This window comes from Kitasatospora sp. NPDC034035 (assembly GCF_055575755.1).
Genome location: NZ_JBVISA010000039.1, coordinates 1 through 19,038, shown reverse-complemented (window position 1 = coordinate 19,038; position 19,038 = coordinate 1). Strand labels below are relative to the sequence as shown.

Here is a 19,038-nt window from a genome sequence, read left to right as displayed (position 1 = left end):
GGTCCGCCTGGTGGACAAGGATGAGTGCGAGGCTGGACCGATCGGCTCGCCCTCGCGGTACATGCCGTACGCCGGCCGCCCTGTCACCGGTGATCGCCGGCTCGGTCGCCGCGCTCGGCACCTACCTGGTCTACCGCCTCACCCGCGATGTCGCCGAAGGCCCGCGCACGCGGGGCTTCAGGACCGGTCAGATCGGCTCGGCCTGCATGGTCTCGCTCGCCCACGGCACCAACGACGCGCAGAAGACCATGGGCGTCATCACCCTGGCCCTGATCGCCAACGGAACGCTGGGCGCCGGGGCGAAGTCCCCGACGTGGGTGATCGCCTCCTGCGCCACGGCCATCGCCCTGGGCACGTACGTCGGGGGCTGGCGGGTCATCAGGGCGCTGGGCAAGGGTCCGGTGGAGATCGAACCACCGCAGGGGATGGTCAGCGAGTCGGCCTCGGCCGCGGTCATCCTCTCCTCCACCGACTTCGGGTACTCGCTCTCCACCACCACGTCGCCACCGGGTCGATCCTCGGATCGGGGGTCGGCAGGACGGGCGCGGCGGTGCGGTGGAACATCGCCCACCGCATGGTGGCGGCCTGGCTGCTCACCCTCCCGGCCGCGGCACTGGTCGGGGCGCTGGCCTACTGGGTCGCCCACGGGATCGGCGGTACCGGCGGTGTCGTGGTCGTCTTCGCCGTTCTGGTGCTGGCCTCGGTCGCCTTCTTCATCGTCTCCCGCCACCCGGCCGTCACTCCGGAGAACGTCAACGCCGCGTGGACCGGCTCGGTCGTCCCGGAGCCTCCCGTCGACGAGGTGACCCGGTGAACTCCTGGATCGACCTGGACGCGCTGTGGAAGATCATCGTGGTGGGGCTGCTCGCCGGCGCCGGCCTGCCCGCGCTGTTCGCCATCGGTGTGCGCGCTCTCAGCCCGCCGGTCGGGGCCGACGAGGCCGGCGCGTCACGCCCCGCGTCCGGGGCGCTGGGCTACGCCGTCGCCGCGGTGTGCTTCGCGGTGGTCCTCGCCGCGATCGGCTGGGGGATCTTCGTCATCGTCGACCACAGCTGACCGCACGCGTCCGGTTCGCCACGGTGCGTGGTGTGGTCGGCACCGCCCACAGCTCCGGCCGGCACCGGACAGGTCGGCGCCCGCCCGGCCCCGCGCTCCCGCCCCCGGCGCGCATGGCACACCGGCCCGGGGCGGCACCGGGCTGAACCGGGACGGCCACTGGCGACTCTTGGTGGACCCCCGCGGCCTCCGGCCCCGGGGGTGCCCGGGCTCAGAGCTTGAACATCTCGCTGTACGGCGGGGTGATGCGCTCCTGCCGTGATCCGAAGTCGACGAGTACCGCGATGTCACTGTCGTCTTCGACGGCGATGACCCGGCCGAGGCCGTGCCGGTCGTGGGTGACCCGGTCGCCGACGGCGAAGTGCTTGCGCGGTGCCTCCACCTTGGGCTTGAAGGGGCTGGTGGGCAGGGGGCGGCGGACTGCTGCAGATTTCGACATTGCCCCCAGTATGCGCCGGAAGGCGGAGCCTGGGCCCCTCCGGCGTATAACGAGTTCGAGTGGGACCGGAAAAATCGGGGCGGAGCGGACCGGACGTTCGGGTCGGGGTGGAACGCCGCGTACGCCGCCCGGTACGCCCCGGGGAGGCGCCGGTGGGGGTGGTGCGTCGCCTCCGGGGGGCTCGCGCGGGCGGGCGGGCGCTGCGGGCCTGCGGGAACTACCCGGGAGCCGGCGGCGCCTACGGGGTGCGTCTTGACGCTCAACTGGCTTTCCCTTCAGGCTTGTTGGCGATCCCGCTGACGCGGGGCCGGCACCCCGGGGGCGGCCCCCGCGAAACCAGGGATGAAATAGTCCGCCACGGCGGGCCGCGGCCTGCTAGAGTCGAATCAGTTGCAGTAGTGGTTCCCATGAACTTTGTGTGCGCCTGCTGATATTGCAGGCGCATTTTTCTTTCCCGGCTTTTGCCGGGTGGGTGCTCATCGCGGCGACTCGAGGTTCGCACTGTGCGTGCTTCGGACAGCCTCTGAAGGAGAATTTTTAATGGCTAATGGCACCGTGAAGTGGTTCAACTCGGAAAAGGGCTTCGGCTTCATCGAGCAGGAGGGTGGCGGCCCGGACGTCTTCGCCCACTACTCGAACATCAACGCCAATGGCTTCCGTGAGCTGCTCGAGGGCCAGAAGGTCGAGTTCGACGTCACGCAGGGCCAGAAGGGCCCGCAGGCGGAGAACATTCGTCCGCTGTAATTTTTCTGCCATGGCACCCGCCTAGCAGCGAGGGGCCCGCACCGCGCAATGCCCGGTGCGGGCCCCTCGGCATGGCGCCACGGCGCATTCCCCGGCCGCTCAGGCCCTCTGGCTTCGCCACCGGCGGCCATCCCCACGCGAGACGCACAGCGCCGCGTCCGGATCGGCGCCCTGCCGTGACATCTCACGGTTCGAGGTCCCTTGCTCCCGCCCTCCGCGGTGAGCGCCGACCGTAGGTGACGTGCCGCACGGTTCTGCCGTCCACGCTCCGACCGTCACATTTCCGGCCCGTTCCCTTGCGGTCTCCGCCGGCGCCCCGCGCCGCAGAGCCTTCCTCGTGACGTGCCGCCCCGAGGAAGGTTTCCCGCATGAATCGCTCCAGTCGCTCCCCGTACCGGAACGCCGACTCCCGCTCCGGCGCCGGCTCCCGCTTCTCCTCGGGCTCCCGCTCCGGCGGCAGCTCGTTCTACGGCGACCGGCCTTCCGGCGGCCGTCGCTCCTTCGGTCGCGGCACCCGTCAGGACTCTTCCCTGCAGGGCGAGTTCGAGATGCCGGTGAGCACCACCCCGGCACTGCCGGCCGTCGAGTCCTTCGAGGAACTGGACATGCCGAAGGCGCTGCTGTCGGTGCTGACCCGTCAGGGCGTCACCACGCCGTTCCCGATCCAGGCCGCGACGCTGCCGAACTCGCTGTCCGGCCGCGACGTCCTCGGACGGGGCCGGACCGGCTCCGGTAAGACCATCGCGTTCGGCCTCGCCGTACTGGCCCGCACCGCCGGGCAGAAGGCCGAGCCGCGCCGCCCGCTGGCCCTGGTGCTGGTCCCCACCCGCGAGCTCGCGCAGCAGGTCACCACCGCCCTCACCCCCTTCGCCCACGCGGTGCGCCTGCGGATGACGACCGTGGTCGGCGGGATGTCCATCGGACGCCAGGCACAGGCGCTGAACCGCGGGGCGGAGGTCGTGGTGGCCACCCCCGGTCGGCTCAAGGACCTGATCCAGCGCGGCGACTGCCAGCTGGACGGGGTCGGCATCACGGTGCTCGACGAGGCCGACCAGATGGCCGACATGGGCTTCCTGCCGCAGGTCACCGAGCTCCTCGAGCAGGTCGCCGAAGGCTGCCAGACGATGCTGTTCTCGGCCACCCTGGACCGCAACGTCGACCGCCTGGTGCGGCGCTTCCTCAAGGACCCGGTCACGCACTCGGTGGACCCGTCCGCGGGAGCGGTCAGCACCATGGAGCACCACGTGCTCCACGTGCAGAACTTCGACAAGAACGCCACCATCGCCCACATCGCGTCCCGCGACGGCCGGGTGATCATGTTCACCGACACCAAGGACGGCGCGGACCGCCTGGTGCACGACCTGCTCGCGAACGGGGTGAAGGCCGCGGCCCTGCACGGCGGCAAGTCCCAGCCCCAGCGCACCCGCACCCTGGAGCAGTTCCACAGCGGCCAGGTCACGGCTCTGATCGCGACCAACGTCGCCGCCCGGGGCATCCACGTCGACGGGCTCGACCTGGTCGTCAACCTGGACCCGCCGAGCGACCACAAGGACTACCTCCACCGGGGCGGCCGCACCGCCCGGGCGGGCGAGTCCGGCACCGTCGTCACCCTGGTGCTGCCCAACCAGCGCCGCGCGATGACCCGCATGATGACGACGGCCGCCATCACCCCCGTCACCACCAGGGTCAGCGCCGGCGACGAGGAGCTGGCCCGCATCACCGGCGCCCGCGTGCCCACCGGCATCCCCACCGTGATCGCCGACCCTGTCGTCGAGCGGCCGCGCCGCAGCGCGTCCGCGAGCCGCGGCCGCCGCGGCCGCCCCGCCCACACGAGCGGCGACACCCGGGCCGCCTCCGGCCGCGACAGCCAGGGCTCCGCCGGCCGCCGTCGGGCGCCCAGGCGCGTCTCCCCCACCGCGTAGCACCCGCCGGGCCCGGTTCGCAGGACGGACCGGGCCCGCGCAGCACGCGGGGGACCACGGGGGCGGGGAACCACGGGGGACTGCGGGGAACCACGGGGCACCGCAAGGCCGATGGCCGGCGGCCAGGAGAAGAGGCACCAGAGGTGTGGGGACCGCTCAGCGAGGATGTGCGTCGGAGCCTGGACCTGCTGTTGGCCGGGGACACCGAGGTGGCCCGGGCGTACCGGGCACAGCTACCCCACGTGCGGATGAGGCCCGGATGTACGTGCGGGTGTCCGACGGTGGATCTGCACGTGGACGAGGACGCCGTGGCGGCCGGGCCGGTGGCGGAGCAGAGTCCGGTCATTGCTGACGGAAGTATCCGGACCGTCGACGGTGGCTACCTCGGGGAGGCGATGGTCTTCGCGTTCGGTGGGTACCTTTCGACCCTCGAGGTCTGCGTCTGGGATGACCTGGGTGTCCTGGAGCTGCCGCTCTGGCGGCGGTTGAGCGTTTAGCGGCGGTGGCGTGTCATGGCCATCACCTGATCGTCCCGAGGTGTGTCACCGCATTGTGGATGCCGTCGTGACGTCGGATCCCGGTCGCGAGCCGGTCGGTGGCGTGGCGGTACCCCGGGTGGTGGAGGGATCGCTGCAGGAGCCCGGTGAGGCGGTCGGTAGTGAGGTGGCGCAGGGGGAGGGCGGCGGGTGCCGCGCCGAGGGCGGTCAGGCGCGCGGCCCAGTAGGGCTGGTCCAGCCCGACGGGGACGGGCAGGGTGAGGGTGCCCGCGTTGAGCGAGGCGTGGGTGGTTCCGGGGCCGGCGTGGTGGACGGCGGCGCGCACCCGGGGGAAGAGCCAGTCGTGCGGGCATTCGCCGATGGTGAGGACATCGTCCGTGTCTCCGTGAAGCCCTGCCCAGCCGGACTGGATGACGGCACGGATCCGCAGCCGCTTGGTGGCGCTGACGATGGTGCGGCTGAGGTGCTCGCTGTCGATCCGGCTCATGCTGCCGAAGCCGAAGTAGACGGGGGCCGGCCCGCTGTCGAGGAAGTCCTGGAGCCGGGCGTCGGGCTGCCAGCCGGGCGGGCGTGCCGCCGGCCAGTATCCGGTGGTGGCGTGCCCCGGGGGCAGGCGGAAGCCCCGCGGCAGGAGGGCGTCGCTGATCCCGTAGAGGACCGGCCGGTGGCGCAGGGTTCGCAGGACGCCCGTCGCCTGCCGTGGCGGGGTCCCGAGGCTGCCGGCCAGGTGGGTGAGGGCGGGCGCGTACATGGGGTGGAGCAGCGTCTTCACGGCGGTGTCGGCGACGGCGTGCTGCCTCCAGGGCAGGGCGGTCATCAGTCGCGGAAGGATCATGGCGTGCGAGACGGTGTAGACGCCGAGGCACGGCAGCCGCAGTGCGTCGGCGATGACCGCGCACAGGGGGTGCATCAGCGGGTGCGCCAGGAGGACGTCGGTCCCGTTGTCGGCGGCTTCCAGCAGTGTGCGTGCCGCCGTGGTGGCGATGTCCTGGCCGTTGCGCAGCCGTTCGCGCCACGGCTTGCGCTGGGCCGTCAGCGCTTCTTGACGGTCCAGCGGCATGGTGTGGACGGGCAGGCCGTGGTCGGCGAAGCGGGGCGCGTGGCGGCGGGAGGTGGCGACGGTGACGTGGTGGCCGGCGTCCCTGAGCCCGAGGGCCAGGCCGGTGTAGGGGGCAATGTCGCCGGTCGTGCCCCAGGTGGCGAGGAGGACGCGCGTCGCGCTGTCCGGTGCGGGGTTCAAGGTGGCTTGGTGCTTCCGGGAGGCGGGGCGGGCGGGACGGGGTAGGCGGGCGGGGCGGTAGGGCGGGTGGTCACAGGCGCAGGGTGGTGGTGCCCGGGGTGGTGAGCGGCTGCTGGTGGAGGAACCGGCCGATGAGGTCGGCGAAGTCACGGTCGCGTTCCATGTGGAGGAGGTGGTCGGCGTCCTCCATGACGGCGAAGGTCACGTCCGTGATGGTGCCGGCGACGGCGCGGTTGTCCGCGACGGTGGTGATGGTGTCGTGTTCGCCGACGCCGACCAGCGCGGGTGTGCGCCGGATTCCGCCGGGCGGGAGCAGGCCGTCGAGGAGGAGGTGGCCGCGGTCGCGGACGTAGCGGACGAGGGGGTCCTGCGCGGACGAGGTCAGCTGGTTGAGCAGGACCCGGGCGGCCGCGCGGATCATGAGGACGCGGCGACCGGCCCGGGGGTTCGTCAGGAGGCCGACCAGTTGTTCGGCGGCTTCCCGGTGGGAGGCGGGGGCCGCGAGGGTCCGGGGGTGGGCCGTCCGGCCGGCGCACGGGCCTTGCAGCGCCGCTTGGTCGCCGTGTCGGTCGACGTGTCGGTCGACGTGTCGGTCGCGGTGGCCTTGGCGGGAGTCGGCTTCCCGGCGCAGGCCTTCATGGATCAGGGCGGTGAGGCGGGCTCCGGGGCGCGGGGCGGCCCCGAAGATCATCAGGTGGGTGACGCGGGCCGGGTGGTCCTGGGCGAGTCGGTAGGCGATGGGGTAGCCGGAGGAGACGCCGAGGGTGGCGAAGCGCTCGATCCCGAGGTGGTCCGGGGCTCGGAGGGCGGCGTCGGTCAGGTCGTCCCAGCTGAGGTCGGGGTGGCGCCGTCCGTCCGGGCCGACGGCCCCACCGCCGGGCGGACCGGCGGACGGCAGGTCGGGGATGAGCAGGGGGTGGCGGTCGGCGAGGTGGCGTTCCAGGCGGGCCCATGAGTGACGGTCCTGAAGGCCGCCGCCGAGAACCAGCACCGGGACCGCGTGGTCGGCGGTGCAGGGGGTGACGAGCCGGCAGGGGTAGGTCGTGCCGCGCCACGGGATGGCATGGTCCTGCACGGTGACGGTGCGGGGCGGGGCTGTCATGCGGTGGCCCTCTGGTGGCGTTCGACGAAGTCGGCCAGCTCGGTGATGGTGGAGGTGGCGGACAGGTCGGATTCGGTGATGACCAGGCCGTGGTCCTCCTCCAGGACCATGGCGAGGATGGCGACGGCCATGGAGTCGACGCCCGCGTCGGCGAGGGTCGCCTCGGGGGTGACGGGCCCCGGAGGCAGGGCGGCCTTGTGGGTGAGGACGTGGATGACGGTGGTGAGCATGTCCTGCATGGGACCGGGCCCTTCCGGGTGGCGTGTCATGGTGGCCTGTCATGGGTGAAGAGTGAGGTTCTGGGGCCAGGTGGCGGTGGTGGCGGCCCAGGTCAGGCCGCTGCCGAAGGACACCAGGACGGTGCGCTGGTCCGGTTTCAGCGTGCCCTGCTCGGCCGCGTGGGCCAGCAGCAGGGGCACCGACGCGGCGGCGGTGTTGCCGACCGTCTCGATGTTGGTCGGCATCCGCTCGGCGGGGAGGCCGAGGTCGGCGGCGACCGCGTGGGTGATGGTGGCGTTCGCCTGGTGGGCGACGAGGACGTCGATGTCGTCCAGGGTCCATCCGGCGGCCGCGGTCGCCGCGCGGACCGCGTCGCTCATGCGGCGCACGGCCTGTTTCAGCACATGGCTTCCGCTCATGCGCAGGTAGAGCTCGCCGCCGGCGTCGAGGGGGAGGCGTTGCCGGGCACCGCCCGCGGGGATGGCGATGATGTCCGCCAAGGTGCCGTCGCTGCCCCACACCGTCGGGCCGAAGGTCGGTGACTCCCCCGGTCGGGCGGCGCGCAGGACGGCGGCTCCCGCACCGTCGCCGAACAGCGGTGCGGTGTTGAGGTCGTGGGGATCGACCATGGCCGAGGCGCTCTCCGCGCCGATGACGAGCACGCTGCGCGCGGTCGCCGAGCTGATCAGGCCCCGGGCGAGTTCGCATGCGTACAGGAATCCGGAGCAGCCGGCGTTGAGGTCGAACGCCGCGATGCCGGTCATGCCGAGCAGGCTCGCCACCTCGGGGGCGCCGGCGGGGCAGAGCCGGTCGGGTGTGGTGGTCGCGAGGATCAGCGCGTCGACCTCGGACGTGCCGGCCGAGTCGAGGGCACGGCGGCCCGCCTGCGCCGCGAGGTGGACGGTGGCGGTGCCCGGAGTGACCCGGCGGCGCTGGGCGATGCCGATGCGCCGGTGCACGAAGGCGGCCGTCTGCGGTGCCATGACCTGGCTGTTGTCCACTACCGTCGGCGGGAGCCAGCTGCCGAGTCCGCATAGCACGGTGTGCGTCAAGTCCCCTCCTGGAGAGCCTTCTTGGGCGGCCGGGGCCGCTGTCGTCACAAGCCGCCGGTCAGCCGGCCGTCGCCGCCACGCGCTCCTGCGGGGCGGGCAGCGGGGCCGCGTCTTCGAGTAGGTAGGGCAGCGCCGTGGTGGGACGGCCGGTGAAGTGGCGCATCACCAGATCCGACGCTTCCCACCGCCGTTCCATGAAGACCCAGTGGTCGGCCTCGGGGATGACGGCGAACCGGCAGTCGCCGATGGTGGCCGCGAAGTCGCGCTGCTCGGCGGCGGAGCTGATGGTGTCGTGCTCCCCGCAGAAGACGAGGGTGGAGACGCCGTCCAGCCTGCCCGTCGGGTCGAGGTTCTCCAGCACCGACCGCTCCATCGTGGCGAATCCGTGGGCCGTGCTGTTCACGGCCCGCAACGTCATCCGCCGCACCAGTCGGTGGACGATGTCCCGCTGACGGATGGGCGCCCGCCCCTGCGGGCACAGGAACATCTCCATGAGGACGTCCACCAGGCCCTCGGCGTCGTCGGCGGCCATCCGCTCCGCGCCGCGCCGCCACAGGGCGGTCAGTTCGTCGCTGATGCGCACGGGCACCCCTCCGAGTGCGAGCCTGACGACCCGGTCCGGGCGACGCTGTGCGCAGCGGTGGGCGACCGCGGCGCCGAAGGAGTAGCCGAGGAGGTTGACGCGGGCCACTCCGAGGTCGTCGAGCAGGGCCTCCACGACCTCGCACATCGTCTCCATCCCCTGCTCCGGGCGCAGCGGGGTCGAGTCGCCGGCACCGGGGAGGTCCACGGAGACCAGGTCGGCGAAGGGAAGGACGTGCTGCCGCAGGACGGACCAGCCGTTCATGCCTTGCAGCACGCCCCCGATCGCGAGGACCGGAGCGATCGACGGGTCGGCGGCCCGCAGTAACTGGTACGAGAACGACAGCCCTTCGTGGGTGAGCCTGCGGATGGTCACTTCGCTCATGGTTTCTCCAACCGGTGACGGACGCGAACCGGTGCAGGACACGGACCGGCAATGGACGCGAACCGGTGCTGGCCGCGAACCGGTGCTGGCCGCGACGGCCCTGCCCGAGCCGGTCAGCCGCGCGCGGCCATCCGCTCCGTGGCGGCTCCCGGGCCGGGGACCGCGGCCGTCCGCTCGGTCGCGGCTCCCGAGTCGGCGATCGCGGCTTCGACCAGGTCGGCGGTCTCCTGCAGCGTCAGGCTGCCGGTGGCGTGAGCGTCGTCCAGGTGGACGCCGTAGTGGTCGGAGAGGGTGACGAACAGTTCCACCTGGGCGATGGAGTCCAGGGCGAGGCAGGAGAAGCTGGCCTCGGGGGTCAGTTCCTGCTGCGGCACACCGAAGGCCTGCGCCAGGTAGGAGGTGATGAAGTCCAGCGGTCGCTGATCGAGCATGTCCATGGTTCTCTTCTCCTTCTGTGCCAGATTCTGTGTCGGATTCCGTGTCAGAACACCGGTTGGATGTCGGGCCAGGTCATCGCCACCGCGCCCCACACCGCGCCGCCCCCGAAGGCGGTCAGCAGCGTGCGGGCCCCGGCCCCGACGGCCTTCTCGCGCACCACGTCGTCCATGACGAGCGGGATCGAGGCGGAGGAGGTGTTTCCCACCTCGCGGATGTTCCCCAGCCGGCCGGGCGGGCGGATCCCGACGAGGTCGGCCACCTTGTCGAGGATGCGCTGGTTCGCCTGGTGCCCGATGAACGCCTCGACGTCCTCCGCTTCCCAGCCGACCGCCCCCAGCAGGGACCGGGACACCTCCGTCATGCGCCGCGTCGCATGCGCGAACATCTGCGGGCCCTGCATCCGCAGACACCGCGCGTCGTGCCCCGCTGCCTGCACCACTGCCTGCCCTGCATCCGGCCGGGCATCCGGTCCGGCATCCGGCCGGCGGGAGCCGCCGGCGGCGATCACCGCCAGATCCTTCTGCGTGCCGTCGCTGCCCAACTGCGTGGCCAGCACCGCACCGGCCTCGTCGGCGGTACCGCGACGCAGGACGACAGCCCCCGCCCCGTCGGCGAACACGACGGCCGTCCCCCGGTCCGACATGTCCGTGATCGTCGACAGGGTCTCCGCGCCGATCAGCAGCACGGTCTCCGCGGCGCCCGCCCTGATCCACGCGTCACCGGCCGCGACGGCGTAGACGAAACCCGAACAGGCCGCCGCGATGTCGAACGCCGGCACCGTACCGAGGCCCAGCTGCGCCGCGACCCACGGCGCCGTCGCCGGGGAATGGTGATCGGGGGTGGTCGTGGACACCACCACCAGGTCCACCCGCTCCACACCCGCGCTGCGCAGCGCCCGCTGACCGGCCCGCACCGCCAGGTCCCCCGTGCTCTCCCCCGGCTCGGCCCAACGGCGGGTCTCGATCCCGGTCCTCGACCGGATCCACTCGTCGCTGGTCTCCAGACGGGACAACGGCGCATCGGTGTTGCGGACGACCCGTGACGGCAGGTGCGATCCCGTCCCGATGACCACTGCGGCCGGGCAAGCTGACAACACGTCCCCCTGGATGAACGTCGCTACGGGTGGGAAACCTCAAGGCCTCAAGGAGTGTCCCGCCGACCGGGCCGGAGACACTCCCTATCAATCGGATTCGCCTCGGCGCTCACACAACCGGGGGCGCCGGATACTCCGTACGGCCGAACCCGGGTTGCGACCGGGCCCGCCTCGGCGGCAACAGCCCGTCGGCCGAGGAAACCAGGCAGGAGCTGCACAGCCAGGCAGTCGCTGCGCCCCCAGGCGGGCGCTGCGCAGCCAGACGGACCCCCGGTGTGGTGCAGCATGCCGCTGCGCCGGGCGCGGCGCCGGTGACCGGGTCCGGCTGGTGGTCATCGCCGACGAGACGGGACTGGTGACGGCTGCTCGGTGAGGTCGCTGCGACTACTTCCGCTGCATGGACAGGTAGCAGGGGTCCTGTTCCTCGGGCTCGCACAGCATGCTCGGGGACGAGGCCCCGTACACGTCCATCGTCTCGGAGCCGTTCAGGACGATGCTCTGCTCCTGGCCACGGCCCGCTGTCCCGGTGCGCGTCCAGTGCCCTGACAGGTAGACGGGCGGTCGTGTCTCCGAGATCCGGTAGGGGGCTTCGCCGATGAAATTGGTGCGGTACCGGCCGTCCGGTAGCAGCTCCAACACCCTGCCACCGACGCCGCTCCACGTCCCGACGAGGGCCTGGTCGGAGGGGTCGGGCGGCGCCCAGCGCTGATCGGCCTGGTAGCAGGCGAGGCCCCAGGTCGCCCCGGCGGCCAGGAGGGCGGACCCGGCGAGTACGGCGCCGCCGCGCTGCCACCGCGCCCGTCCGCGCGCCGTCACCGCGAAGCGGAAGGCGACGATCAGCGCCTGGAGCGGCCACAGGAACGCGAGCAGCATGCCCAGATCGCACCAGACCAGCCAGACGAGGGAGTTGGCCTTCCCGCGACCCGGCCGGACGGTCGGCCCGACGAGGCCGGCGACCGCCATGCCGACCGCCCAGGCCAGCGCGACATCGACGTACAGGTCGAACCCGGCGGCGTCCGCCGGCTGCGGGCCGCTCCAGTCGAACAGTGCCCGGACGGCGCACCAGAGAAGAACCCCGACGATCCCGAGGCACGCGAACGCCCGGCAGGCGAACAGCAACGTGCCGAGCGCTGTTCGCACCCAGATCGATCTCTTCACGCAATCCCCCTGGTCAGCGCGTTCCACCAGAAGGTAGCCCGGATCCACCCTGCCTGACCGAACGGGTCGTCCCTGGTACAGAACTGCGACAGCAGGCCGCTGTGTTCGGCCACTGTGTGCGGCCTCCGGAACCGGGACACGGTCTGCGATCGCCGGGTCGGAACGGCCATCGCTTCCGGGGGATTCGACCTCGGCGTCTGTGGTGGGGCCGGCGGGCTCGGGCCTGGCGGCGACGTCGTCGTCGGAAGCGCGACGGGCGCAGCAGTCGACGGCCGGCTCGGTGCCTGCGGGCCGCTGTGGCAGGTAGCGACGGCCGACCTCTCTTGCGAGGTGAATGGCGTTCACCTAGGGTGGTGAACGCCATTCACCTGCCAGGGAGTCCTGCCGTGCCCACTGATTCGCGTCCGTCGACGTCTCCGACCGCCGACCGTGGCGTCATGGCCGTTCTGGCAGCCGGCGGCATCGTCACCACGCTGGTGCAGACCGCGGTCGTGCCGCTGCTGCCGCAGCTGCCCCGGCTGACCGGCGCGGCGCCGGTCGATGTCGGGTGGGTGGTCACGCTCACGCTGCTGACCGGCGCGGTCGCCACCCCCCTGCTGGGGCGTGCCGGGGACATGTACGGCAAGCGACGGATGCTGCTGCTCGCGCTCGGGGCGCTCGCCGCCGGGTCGCTGGTGTGCGCGTTCGCCTCCACCCTCCCGTGGCTGTTGGTGGGGCGGGCGCTGCAGGGTGTGGGCGCGGCGGTGGTGCCACTGTCGATCAGTTTCCTGCGGGGTGTGCTGCCGCCGCAGCGGACGGGTTCCTCGGTGGCGCTGATGAGTTCGACGGTGGGCATCGGCGCGGCTCTCGGCCTGCCGCTGGCCGCGCTGCTGGTGCAGTACGCGGACTGGCACGCGATGTTCTGGGCCATGACCCTGCTCTCGACGGGAGTGCTCGCCCTGGCGTGGCGGCTGCTGCGGGAGGAGCCCGTCCGGTCACCGGGGCGCTTCGACCTGCTCGGGGCGTGCGGGCTGAGCGCGGGGCTGGTGTTTCTGCTGCTGGCGTTGTCGAAGGCGGGTGAGTGGGGCTGGGGCAGTCGGCGGATGCTGGGTCTGTCGGGGGCGGCGCTGCTGATCCTGACGGGCTGGACCGTCCAGCAGCGCCGCGCGTCGCGGCCACTGGTGGACGTGCGGCTCGCGACGCGTCCGGCGGTTCTGCTGCCGCACCTGGCCGCGTTGCTGGCCGGGTTCTCCTTCTACGCCAACTCCCTCGTCACCGCGCAACTGGTCCAGGCGCCCCGGGCCACCGGATACGGCCTGGGGCTCTCGGTGACGGCGGCGGGTGCATGTCTGCTGCCCAGCGGTGTGATCATGGTGCTGTGTGCTTCGCTGTCCGCCCGCCTGTCCGCCGCCCGCGGGGCCAAGGCCACCCTCACCCTGGGCACGGTGGTCATCGCGGCCGGCTATGGTCTGCGCTTCGCCGACAGCCGGGAGTTGTGGGCGGTCATCGCGGGCGCGGCCGTGGTCTCGGTCGGCACGGCGCTCGCCTACTCCGCCCTGCCCATGCTGATCATGCGGGCGGTGCCGCTGGAGCAGACCGCCGCGGCGAACGGCCTCAACGTCCTCATGCGCACCATCGGGCAGGCCCTGTGCAGTGCGGTGGTCGCCACCGTGCTGGCCCAGCACACCCGCCTGTTCGCCGACACGGCGGGCGTGGCCGTGGCGGCGCCGACCCTGTCCGGGTACCGCCTGGCGTTCGCCGCGGCAGGCGCGGTTGCGCTGCTGGCCTGCGCGGCCGCCTGCCTCATCCCGCGCCGTCCGCGCCCCGCGCCGTCCCCCCTCCAGGAGACTGAACAAGATGCCCGACCCGAGCTCCGCCTCCCCGCGCAGCGCCCGTCCGCGAACGACCTCCAAGAACCCGCCGGCACCGCCGCCGACGCCCGCCCCGGACCGGCCGGCACGACCGCGTGACGCCGACGCCCGCCGCGCGGACATCCTCGCCGCGGCCCGGCGCGCCTTCGCACGCCACGCCTATGCCGACACCACCATCGCCGCCATCGCCGACGACGCGGGCGTCAGCCCGGCGCTCGTGATGAAGTACTACGGCACCAAGGAACACCTGTTCACCCAGGTCTTCACCTTCGACGCCGACGCCACCGCCCTCTTCGACGCCCCCCTGGACCGCCTCGCCCGGCACATGGTCCTGCACCTGCTCGCCACCCAACGCGGCCAGACCCGCGACCCGATCCTGCGCATCGCCTTCTCCCGCCACCACCTGGAGCTCGGCGGCCAGGCACGAGCCAACTTCCGCACGCAGGTCATCGACGCCCTCGCCGCCCGCCTCCCCGGCCCGGACGCCCCGCTGCGAGCGGAGATGGCCATCGGCGTGCTGCTCGGCCTCGGCGCCCTCTACGCGACCGTCCAAGCCGACCGGCTCACCCGACTGGACCCCGACGACGTCGCCGACCTGTACGTCCCCCTCCTGCAACCCCTGCTCTGCGGCGAGACCCCGACGGGCCGCTGACCACCACGGGATCGGCCGGACCCCGCCGGGGGCGTGTCAGTGTGACCTTGCGTAAGTGCCGTGGGGTCACCGGCTGCTGACCGGTCCTCGAAGAACAGCGAGAACCGGTCAGCGGGCCGCCCTGCGGGTGCCGGTCCGTGCCGTGGCAGACTCGGCGGCATGACTTCCTCCCTGCCCGAGCCGGACCAGCAACTCTCCGACCCCAGCGAGCTGCTGCTGGACTATCTCGACTACTACCGGTCCGTGGTCGGCGCCAAGGTCGAGGGCATGTCCGACGCGGAACTGCGCGTCAGTCGGCTCCCTTCCGGGTGGACCCTGATCGAGTTGCTGAAGCACCTCGTGCACATGGAACAGCGCTGGCTGCGCTGGGGCTTCCGGGGCGAGCAGGTCGCGGCGCCCTGGGGCGACCGCGGGCCGGCGGACCGCTGGTACGTCGCGCCGGAGGAGACGGCCGCCGACCTGATGGCCGCGCTGCACTCGGGCGGCGAGTACACCCGGGCCGTCGTGTCGGGTACGCCGCTGTCCACCGTCGCCGCGGCCGGCGGCCGTTTCCCGGACGACGGCACCGCGCGGCCCACCCTGGGCTGGATCCTGTTCCATGTCCTGCAGGAGTACGCCCGTCACGCGGGCCACCTGGACATCGTCCGAGAACTCGCCGACGGCGTCACCGGCGAATAGCCACCGGCCTGCCGGGACCGGTCAAGATGTCGCCCGCGCCCTGGTAGGCGAATACCTCGATCGAGAACAACTCGTCGGGCTTGACGGCGAGTTGTCCCGAGCCCTGGGTGAATACGGTGCCGTGGTCGAGTCTGCCGGTGGTCGTCCGGTGGATGGCCACGGCGCCTAGAGTGGCCGCGGCAGCCAGGACCACGGCCTCCGTCAGCAGGACTCGGCGCCACCGCGTCCTCACGGGGTCGCCCATGAGAATCTCCCCCGATATCCCGTCATGCAGCCCGAAGATCGCCGGACAGCATAGCGGCCGTTCCGCCCCCTCCGGCCGACCAGAACCCCACTGCCCGCGCCGGGGGTGAGACCGGGCTGCTCCGAGTGGCGCCGACGGGTGGTGGACGTCCGTCCGCGAACGCAGGCTGGCCGTGCGGTGTCCGCCCGGACCGTGCGGCGGCGGGCGCGGCACCGCGGCGGCGTCCCGGACGGGGCGGCCGGGTACGTCGGAGAGACGGGATCTCATGGTTCAACAGGACACCGGTCCGGGTTGCCTGCCGTCCGTTCGCGGGATCGGCGGGTTCGTACGAAGGCGGACACGGTACCGGTGCGCAGGGCGCCGCTCCCGGGGCGCGCGCACGGGGGCGGCGCTGGTCGCCGCCGGTCTGGCCTTCCTGGGTGCGGTCGGGCCGACGCCGAGCAGTGCCCTGTCGGCGCCCGTCGGTGAGCCCTGGCCGGGAGCTCGGGCGCACTTCGTGTCCGGGCCCTGCCCGGAGACACCCGAGCCGGTCCCCGGGCGGTGCGGGTTGCTGGAGGTGCCGGAGAGCCGCACCCACCACCGTCACCACGGGCGGACGATCCGGCTGGCCGTGGCGATCATCCCGGCCACGTCGGCAACGCCGGCCCAGGACCCGGTGGTGTTCATGGAGGGGGGTCCCGGCGGCGACGCGTTCGGGAGCATCCCCTTCCTGATCGATGCCGGGGTGAACCGGGACCGCGATCTGATCGTCATGGCCCAGCGCGGGACGCTCCACGCGCAGCCGGCCCTCACCTGCCCGGAGATCGACCGGTTCTCCGTGGAAGCCGTCGCGCTGCGCTACGACGCCCCGTCGACCGGGCGGCGCCTGGTGGGCGCGGCGAAGGAGTGCCGGGACCGGCTGACGGCCGACGGCGTCGACCTCAGCGCCTACAACACCACCGAGAACGCCGCGGACTTCGCCGATCTGCGCAGGGCCCTGGGCATCGACCGGTGGAACGTCTACGGGTACTCCTACGGCACCGAGCTGGCCCTCACCTACCTGCGCCTCCACCCCGAGGGGATCCGCTCGGTGGCGATCGACTCGGTCGTGCCCCCGCAGATCGTGAGCCTGCCGTGGACCTGGGACAGCGCCCGGGAGGGGATCGGCGCGATCCTCGCGGCGTGCGCGGCCCAGCCCGACTGCGAGCGCCGCTACCCGAACCTCCCGGACACCCTGACGGAGCAGGTCCGGCGGCTGGAGGCGCACCCCCTGAAACTGACGGCCCAGCCGCCGAGCGGGGGCGACCCGGTGGAGGTCGTCCTCGACGGCGGCGCGATGGTGAACCTGCTGGTCGCCAACACCGTCAAGGCCGTCGACGCCCCCGCCGCGCTCGACGAACTCGCCCGCGGCAACCCGGAGCGGTTCGCGCGGGCCCGCGCCGCCGACGCGGTGGGCGCCATCGGCGAGTTCGGCCACGGCCTGACGCAGTCGGTGGCCTGCAGCGAGTGGGTCCCGCGCTTTTCGGAGTCCGACCTGCTGGAGGCCGGGCGCCAGGCCTTCCCCGGGTGGCCGGACCGGGTGCTGGCCCAGGCACCGCAGCTTCCCTTCGAACACCACCTGTGCCGCGCCTGGGACGTCCCGGACCGCACCGCGATCCAGCGGGTGGCCACCGTCAGCGACGTGCCGACGCTCGTCGTCTCCGGAACCTTCGACTCGAAGACCGGCGCGAGCTGGGGGCCGTTCACGGCTCGGACGCTGTCCCGCTCGACCACCGTACGGATCCCCGGCATCGGCCACTGGGTGGTCCCCCAATCGCCCTGCGCGCAGAGCGTCCTGGCCTCCTTCCTCACGCATCCGACCGCGCCCGACACCGGCTGCGTGGCCGGGCTCTCCCCCAAACCGTTCACCATCACCCCGGACCCGGAGACCGCATGATGTCCATCCGCCCACCTCACCACCGGCGCACCGCGCGACGGCTCCTGGCCACGCTGGCCGGCGCCACGGCCGGCGTCCTCGTCACCGGCCTCGCCGTCGTGCCCGCCCAGGCCGACACCGGCGCCACGGAGCGCCTCGGCACGGTGGCCCGGACGGTGGGCCACGCCCACTTCCAGCCGGGCCCCTGCCCACGGACGGCGGACCCGGCTCCCCCGGTCAAGCGGCCCCGCTGCGGAACGCTCACGGTGCCCGAGAACCGCTCCCGGCACGACGGGCGGACGATCACCCTCGCCGTCGAGATCGTGCCCGCGGCCACGAAGAGACCGGCGCCCGACCCGATCGTGTGGCTCGCCGGCGGGCCCGGCGACGACGCGGTCTCCGAGATCCAGCTGGCGCTCAACGGCAACCTGAACCGCGACCGGGACGTGATCTTCATGTCCCAGCGGGGAACCTACTCCGCCGACCCGCAGCTCACCTGCCCGAACATCGACGAGTTCAACGCGCGCGCCCTCAACCTCGTCTACGGCGCGCCGTCCACCGGGCGCCTGCACGTCGAGGCGACACAGGCCTGCCGCGACGAACTGGTGGGCCGCGGGGCCGACCTCAGCGCCTACAACGGCACCGAGAGCGCCGCCGACTACGCCGACCTGCGCGAAGCGCTGTGCATCGACCAGTGGAACGTGTTCGGCATCTCCTACGGCACCGACCTGGCCCTGCTCTACATGCGCCTGCACCCGGAAGGCATCCGGTCGGTCGGCATCGACGGCGTCCTGCCGCCGTCCCTGGCGGGCGGGGCCGTCACCTGGAAAGCCGCCCGGGAGGGCACCGACGGCCTGTTCAAGGCCTGCGAGCAACAGGCCGCCTGCAACGACCGCTACCCGGGCCTGAAGGCCACCTTCGAGCGCCTCGTCGGCGAACTCGAAGCGCAGCCGGTCACCACCACCGTCACCGTCCCGGGCCAACCCGGCCCGGTGGAGGTCGTGCTGGACGGCGGAGTCCTGGTGAACTGGCTGGTCTCCGCCACCCACGTGGCGGCCGGAGTGCCCCGCTCCATCGACGAGCTGGCCCACGGCAACCCGCAGCGGATCGCCGAACAGTGGGCCGGGGGCAAGCTCAGCCCGCAGGCCATCGGCAGGACCTCCCACGGGCTCGCGTACGGCATCTTCTGCAGCGAGTGGACGCCGTTCGAGAGCCAGGCCGAGTTGATCGAGGGCGGGCGGCGCGAGTTCCCGTCGTTCCCCGAATCGGTGCTGGCCAACGCGCCGCTGCTCGCCTTCCTCCACGCGGACTGCCGCGCCTGGGACGTTCCCGCGGCACCGGCCTCGATCCGGGACGTGACGCACAGTGACATTCCGTCGCTCGTCCTGTCCGGCGGGTTCGACGCCCAGACCGCACCGAGCAGCGGGCCGTACGCCGCAAGCACGCTGAGCCGGTCCACCGAGGTCACGGTCCCCTACGTCGCCCACGTGGTCTTCGCCGACTCGCCGTGCGCACAGTCGATCACCCGTTCGTTCTTCGACACCCCGACCGCCCCCGACACGGGATGCCTCGCAGGCCTCCAGCCGCCCGCGTTCGAGATCGGGGCGTAGTCGGGGCGTCATCGGGGCGTCGGGGCAGCCCGACCCATCGATCCCGCCGTTCGGGCGGGCGGCGGGGGACCCGCGTGGGGGGGGGGGGCGGGAAGCAGGTCTTCTCCCTGTGCGGCCCTGCGGGGTTTTTTCTGGCGACGGGGGGGGCACTCCTCTTCCCCTTGGTTCTTTTGCTCTGGCGAC

Annotated in this window: 19 protein-coding genes and 1 pseudogene; 10 read left to right on the top strand and 10 right to left on the bottom strand. The window is 72.6% G+C overall.

Going from position 1 to position 19,038, the window contains the following annotated elements; translation table 11 throughout:
- The first annotated feature begins 20 nt into the window (after positions 1-20).
- Positions 21-814, top strand: a pseudogene (locus tag ACZ52J_RS36410) (inorganic phosphate transporter).
- Entirely contained in the window at positions 811-1,056 is a 246-nt protein-coding gene (locus ACZ52J_RS36405; protein ID WP_465624963.1) for a hypothetical protein, read from the top strand. Before ACZ52J_RS36410 ends, ACZ52J_RS36405 begins: the two are co-directional and overlap by 4 nt.
- Before the next feature lie 211 nt (positions 1,057-1,267).
- Here ACZ52J_RS36405 and ACZ52J_RS36400 read toward each other — a convergent pair whose 3' ends face one another.
- Positions 1,268-1,495: a hypothetical protein gene (locus ACZ52J_RS36400; protein ID WP_360504834.1), complete on the bottom strand. Its 228-nt coding sequence runs from the start codon at positions 1,493-1,495 to the stop codon at positions 1,268-1,270.
- 540 nt (positions 1,496-2,035) lie between these two features.
- Here ACZ52J_RS36400 and ACZ52J_RS36395 point away from each other — a divergent pair.
- From ACZ52J_RS36395 to ACZ52J_RS36385, 3 genes are all read left to right on the top strand, one after another.
- The gene (locus ACZ52J_RS36395) at positions 2,036-2,239 is read left to right on the top strand and encodes a cold-shock protein (protein ID WP_045694210.1); all 204 of its coding nucleotides are present in this window, start codon (positions 2,036-2,038) and stop codon (positions 2,237-2,239) included.
- A gap of 368 nt (positions 2,240-2,607) precedes the next feature.
- Complete coding sequence (locus tag ACZ52J_RS36390) at positions 2,608-4,161, top strand: DEAD/DEAH box helicase (protein ID WP_360504836.1); 1,554 nt, start codon at positions 2,608-2,610, stop codon at positions 4,159-4,161.
- A gap of 281 nt (positions 4,162-4,442) precedes the next feature.
- Positions 4,443-4,658 (top strand): hypothetical protein, encoded by a 216-nt coding sequence (locus ACZ52J_RS36385; protein ID WP_465624960.1) that lies wholly within the window; start codon positions 4,443-4,445, stop codon positions 4,656-4,658.
- 22 nt (positions 4,659-4,680) lie between these two features.
- On the opposite strand, the gene ACZ52J_RS36380 is transcribed toward ACZ52J_RS36385, so the two are convergent.
- The 8 genes from ACZ52J_RS36380 to ACZ52J_RS36345 form a co-directional block, all read right to left on the bottom strand.
- Positions 4,681-5,898, bottom strand: a complete 1,218-nt coding sequence (locus ACZ52J_RS36380) for a glycosyltransferase (RefSeq protein WP_465624958.1) — start codon at positions 5,896-5,898, stop codon at positions 4,681-4,683.
- Between the two features lie 70 nt (positions 5,899-5,968).
- Complete coding sequence (locus tag ACZ52J_RS36375; RefSeq protein ID WP_465624956.1) at positions 5,969-7,000, bottom strand: alpha/beta fold hydrolase; 1,032 nt, start codon at positions 6,998-7,000, stop codon at positions 5,969-5,971.
- Entirely contained in the window at positions 6,997-7,230 is a 234-nt protein-coding gene (locus ACZ52J_RS36370; RefSeq protein WP_465624955.1) for an acyl carrier protein, read from the bottom strand. The genes ACZ52J_RS36375 and ACZ52J_RS36370 overlap by 4 nt, the downstream gene beginning before the upstream one ends.
- Positions 7,231-7,278: 48 nt before the next feature.
- Positions 7,279-8,271, bottom strand: a complete 993-nt coding sequence (locus tag ACZ52J_RS36365; protein ID WP_465624954.1) for a beta-ketoacyl-ACP synthase 3 — start codon at positions 8,269-8,271, stop codon at positions 7,279-7,281.
- Between the two features lie 58 nt (positions 8,272-8,329).
- Entirely contained in the window at positions 8,330-9,238 is a 909-nt protein-coding gene (locus ACZ52J_RS36360; RefSeq protein WP_465624952.1) for an alpha/beta fold hydrolase, read from the bottom strand.
- A gap of 113 nt (positions 9,239-9,351) precedes the next feature.
- Complete coding sequence (locus ACZ52J_RS36355; protein WP_360504850.1) at positions 9,352-9,675, bottom strand: acyl carrier protein; 324 nt, start codon at positions 9,673-9,675, stop codon at positions 9,352-9,354.
- Between the two features lie 44 nt (positions 9,676-9,719).
- The gene (locus tag ACZ52J_RS36350) at positions 9,720-10,748 is read right to left on the bottom strand and encodes a beta-ketoacyl-ACP synthase III (protein WP_465625063.1); all 1,029 of its coding nucleotides are present in this window, start codon (positions 10,746-10,748) and stop codon (positions 9,720-9,722) included.
- A 405-nt stretch (positions 10,749-11,153) separates the two neighbouring features.
- Positions 11,154-11,927 carry a hypothetical protein gene (locus tag ACZ52J_RS36345; protein ID WP_465624950.1) on the bottom strand — a complete coding sequence of 258 codons (774 nt, stop codon included), beginning with the start codon at positions 11,925-11,927 and terminating at the stop codon, positions 11,154-11,156.
- A 437-nt stretch (positions 11,928-12,364) separates the two neighbouring features.
- On the opposite strand from ACZ52J_RS36345, the gene ACZ52J_RS36340 reads away from it, so the two are divergent.
- The 3 genes from ACZ52J_RS36340 (at position 12,365) to ACZ52J_RS36330 (ending at position 15,107) form a co-directional block, all read left to right on the top strand.
- Positions 12,365-13,876, top strand: coding sequence for an MFS transporter (locus tag ACZ52J_RS36340; RefSeq protein WP_465624948.1), 1,512 nt, complete (start codon positions 12,365-12,367; stop codon positions 13,874-13,876).
- Positions 13,764-14,429: a TetR/AcrR family transcriptional regulator gene (locus ACZ52J_RS36335; RefSeq protein ID WP_465624946.1), complete on the top strand. Its 666-nt coding sequence runs from the start codon at positions 13,764-13,766 to the stop codon at positions 14,427-14,429. The genes ACZ52J_RS36340 and ACZ52J_RS36335 overlap by 113 nt, the downstream gene beginning before the upstream one ends.
- 159 nt (positions 14,430-14,588) lie before the next feature.
- Positions 14,589-15,107, top strand: coding sequence for a DinB family protein (locus ACZ52J_RS36330; protein WP_465624944.1), 519 nt, complete (start codon positions 14,589-14,591; stop codon positions 15,105-15,107).
- On the opposite strand, the gene ACZ52J_RS36325 is transcribed toward ACZ52J_RS36330, so the two are convergent.
- Complete coding sequence (locus ACZ52J_RS36325; protein WP_465624942.1) at positions 15,094-15,267, bottom strand: hypothetical protein; 174 nt, start codon at positions 15,265-15,267, stop codon at positions 15,094-15,096. The two genes, ACZ52J_RS36330 and ACZ52J_RS36325, sit on opposite strands and share 14 nt — an antisense overlap.
- 640 nt (positions 15,268-15,907) lie before the next feature.
- Here ACZ52J_RS36325 and ACZ52J_RS36320 point away from each other — a divergent pair.
- Together ACZ52J_RS36320 and ACZ52J_RS36315 are read left to right on the top strand one after the other, a co-directional pair.
- Entirely contained in the window at positions 15,908-17,266 is a 1,359-nt protein-coding gene (locus ACZ52J_RS36320) for an alpha/beta fold hydrolase (protein ID WP_465624940.1), read from the top strand.
- Entirely contained in the window at positions 17,263-18,855 is a 1,593-nt protein-coding gene (locus ACZ52J_RS36315) for an alpha/beta fold hydrolase (RefSeq protein ID WP_465624938.1), read from the top strand. Before ACZ52J_RS36320 ends, ACZ52J_RS36315 begins: the two co-directional genes overlap by 4 nt.
- The last annotated feature ends 183 nt before the right edge of the window (positions 18,856-19,038 follow it).

Excerpts from the sequence above, each read along its gene's own strand:
- ACZ52J_RS36400 (WP_360504834.1), bottom strand. The coding sequence starts at position 1,495 with ATGTCGAAATCTGCAGCAGTCCGCCGCCCCCTGCCCACCAGCCCCTTC.
- ACZ52J_RS36395 (WP_045694210.1), top strand. The coding sequence starts at position 2,036 with ATGGCTAATGGCACCGTGAAGTGGTTCAACTCGGAAAAGGGCTTCGGC.
- ACZ52J_RS36390 (WP_360504836.1), top strand. The coding sequence starts at position 2,608 with ATGAATCGCTCCAGTCGCTCCCCGTACCGGAACGCCGACTCCCGCTCC.
- ACZ52J_RS36375 (WP_465624956.1), bottom strand. The coding sequence starts at position 7,000 with ATGACAGCCCCGCCCCGCACCGTCACCGTGCAGGACCATGCCATCCCG.
- ACZ52J_RS36370 (WP_465624955.1), bottom strand. The coding sequence starts at position 7,230 with ATGCTCACCACCGTCATCCACGTCCTCACCCACAAGGCCGCCCTGCCT.
- ACZ52J_RS36360 (WP_465624952.1), bottom strand. The coding sequence starts at position 9,238 with ATGAGCGAAGTGACCATCCGCAGGCTCACCCACGAAGGGCTGTCGTTC.
- ACZ52J_RS36355 (WP_360504850.1), bottom strand. The coding sequence starts at position 9,675 with ATGGACATGCTCGATCAGCGACCGCTGGACTTCATCACCTCCTACCTG.
- ACZ52J_RS36340 (WP_465624948.1), top strand. The coding sequence starts at position 12,365 with ATGGCCGTTCTGGCAGCCGGCGGCATCGTCACCACGCTGGTGCAGACC.
- ACZ52J_RS36335 (WP_465624946.1), top strand. The coding sequence starts at position 13,764 with ATGCCCGACCCGAGCTCCGCCTCCCCGCGCAGCGCCCGTCCGCGAACG.
- ACZ52J_RS36330 (WP_465624944.1), top strand. The coding sequence starts at position 14,589 with ATGACTTCCTCCCTGCCCGAGCCGGACCAGCAACTCTCCGACCCCAGC.
- ACZ52J_RS36315 (WP_465624938.1), top strand. The coding sequence starts at position 17,263 with ATGATGTCCATCCGCCCACCTCACCACCGGCGCACCGCGCGACGGCTC.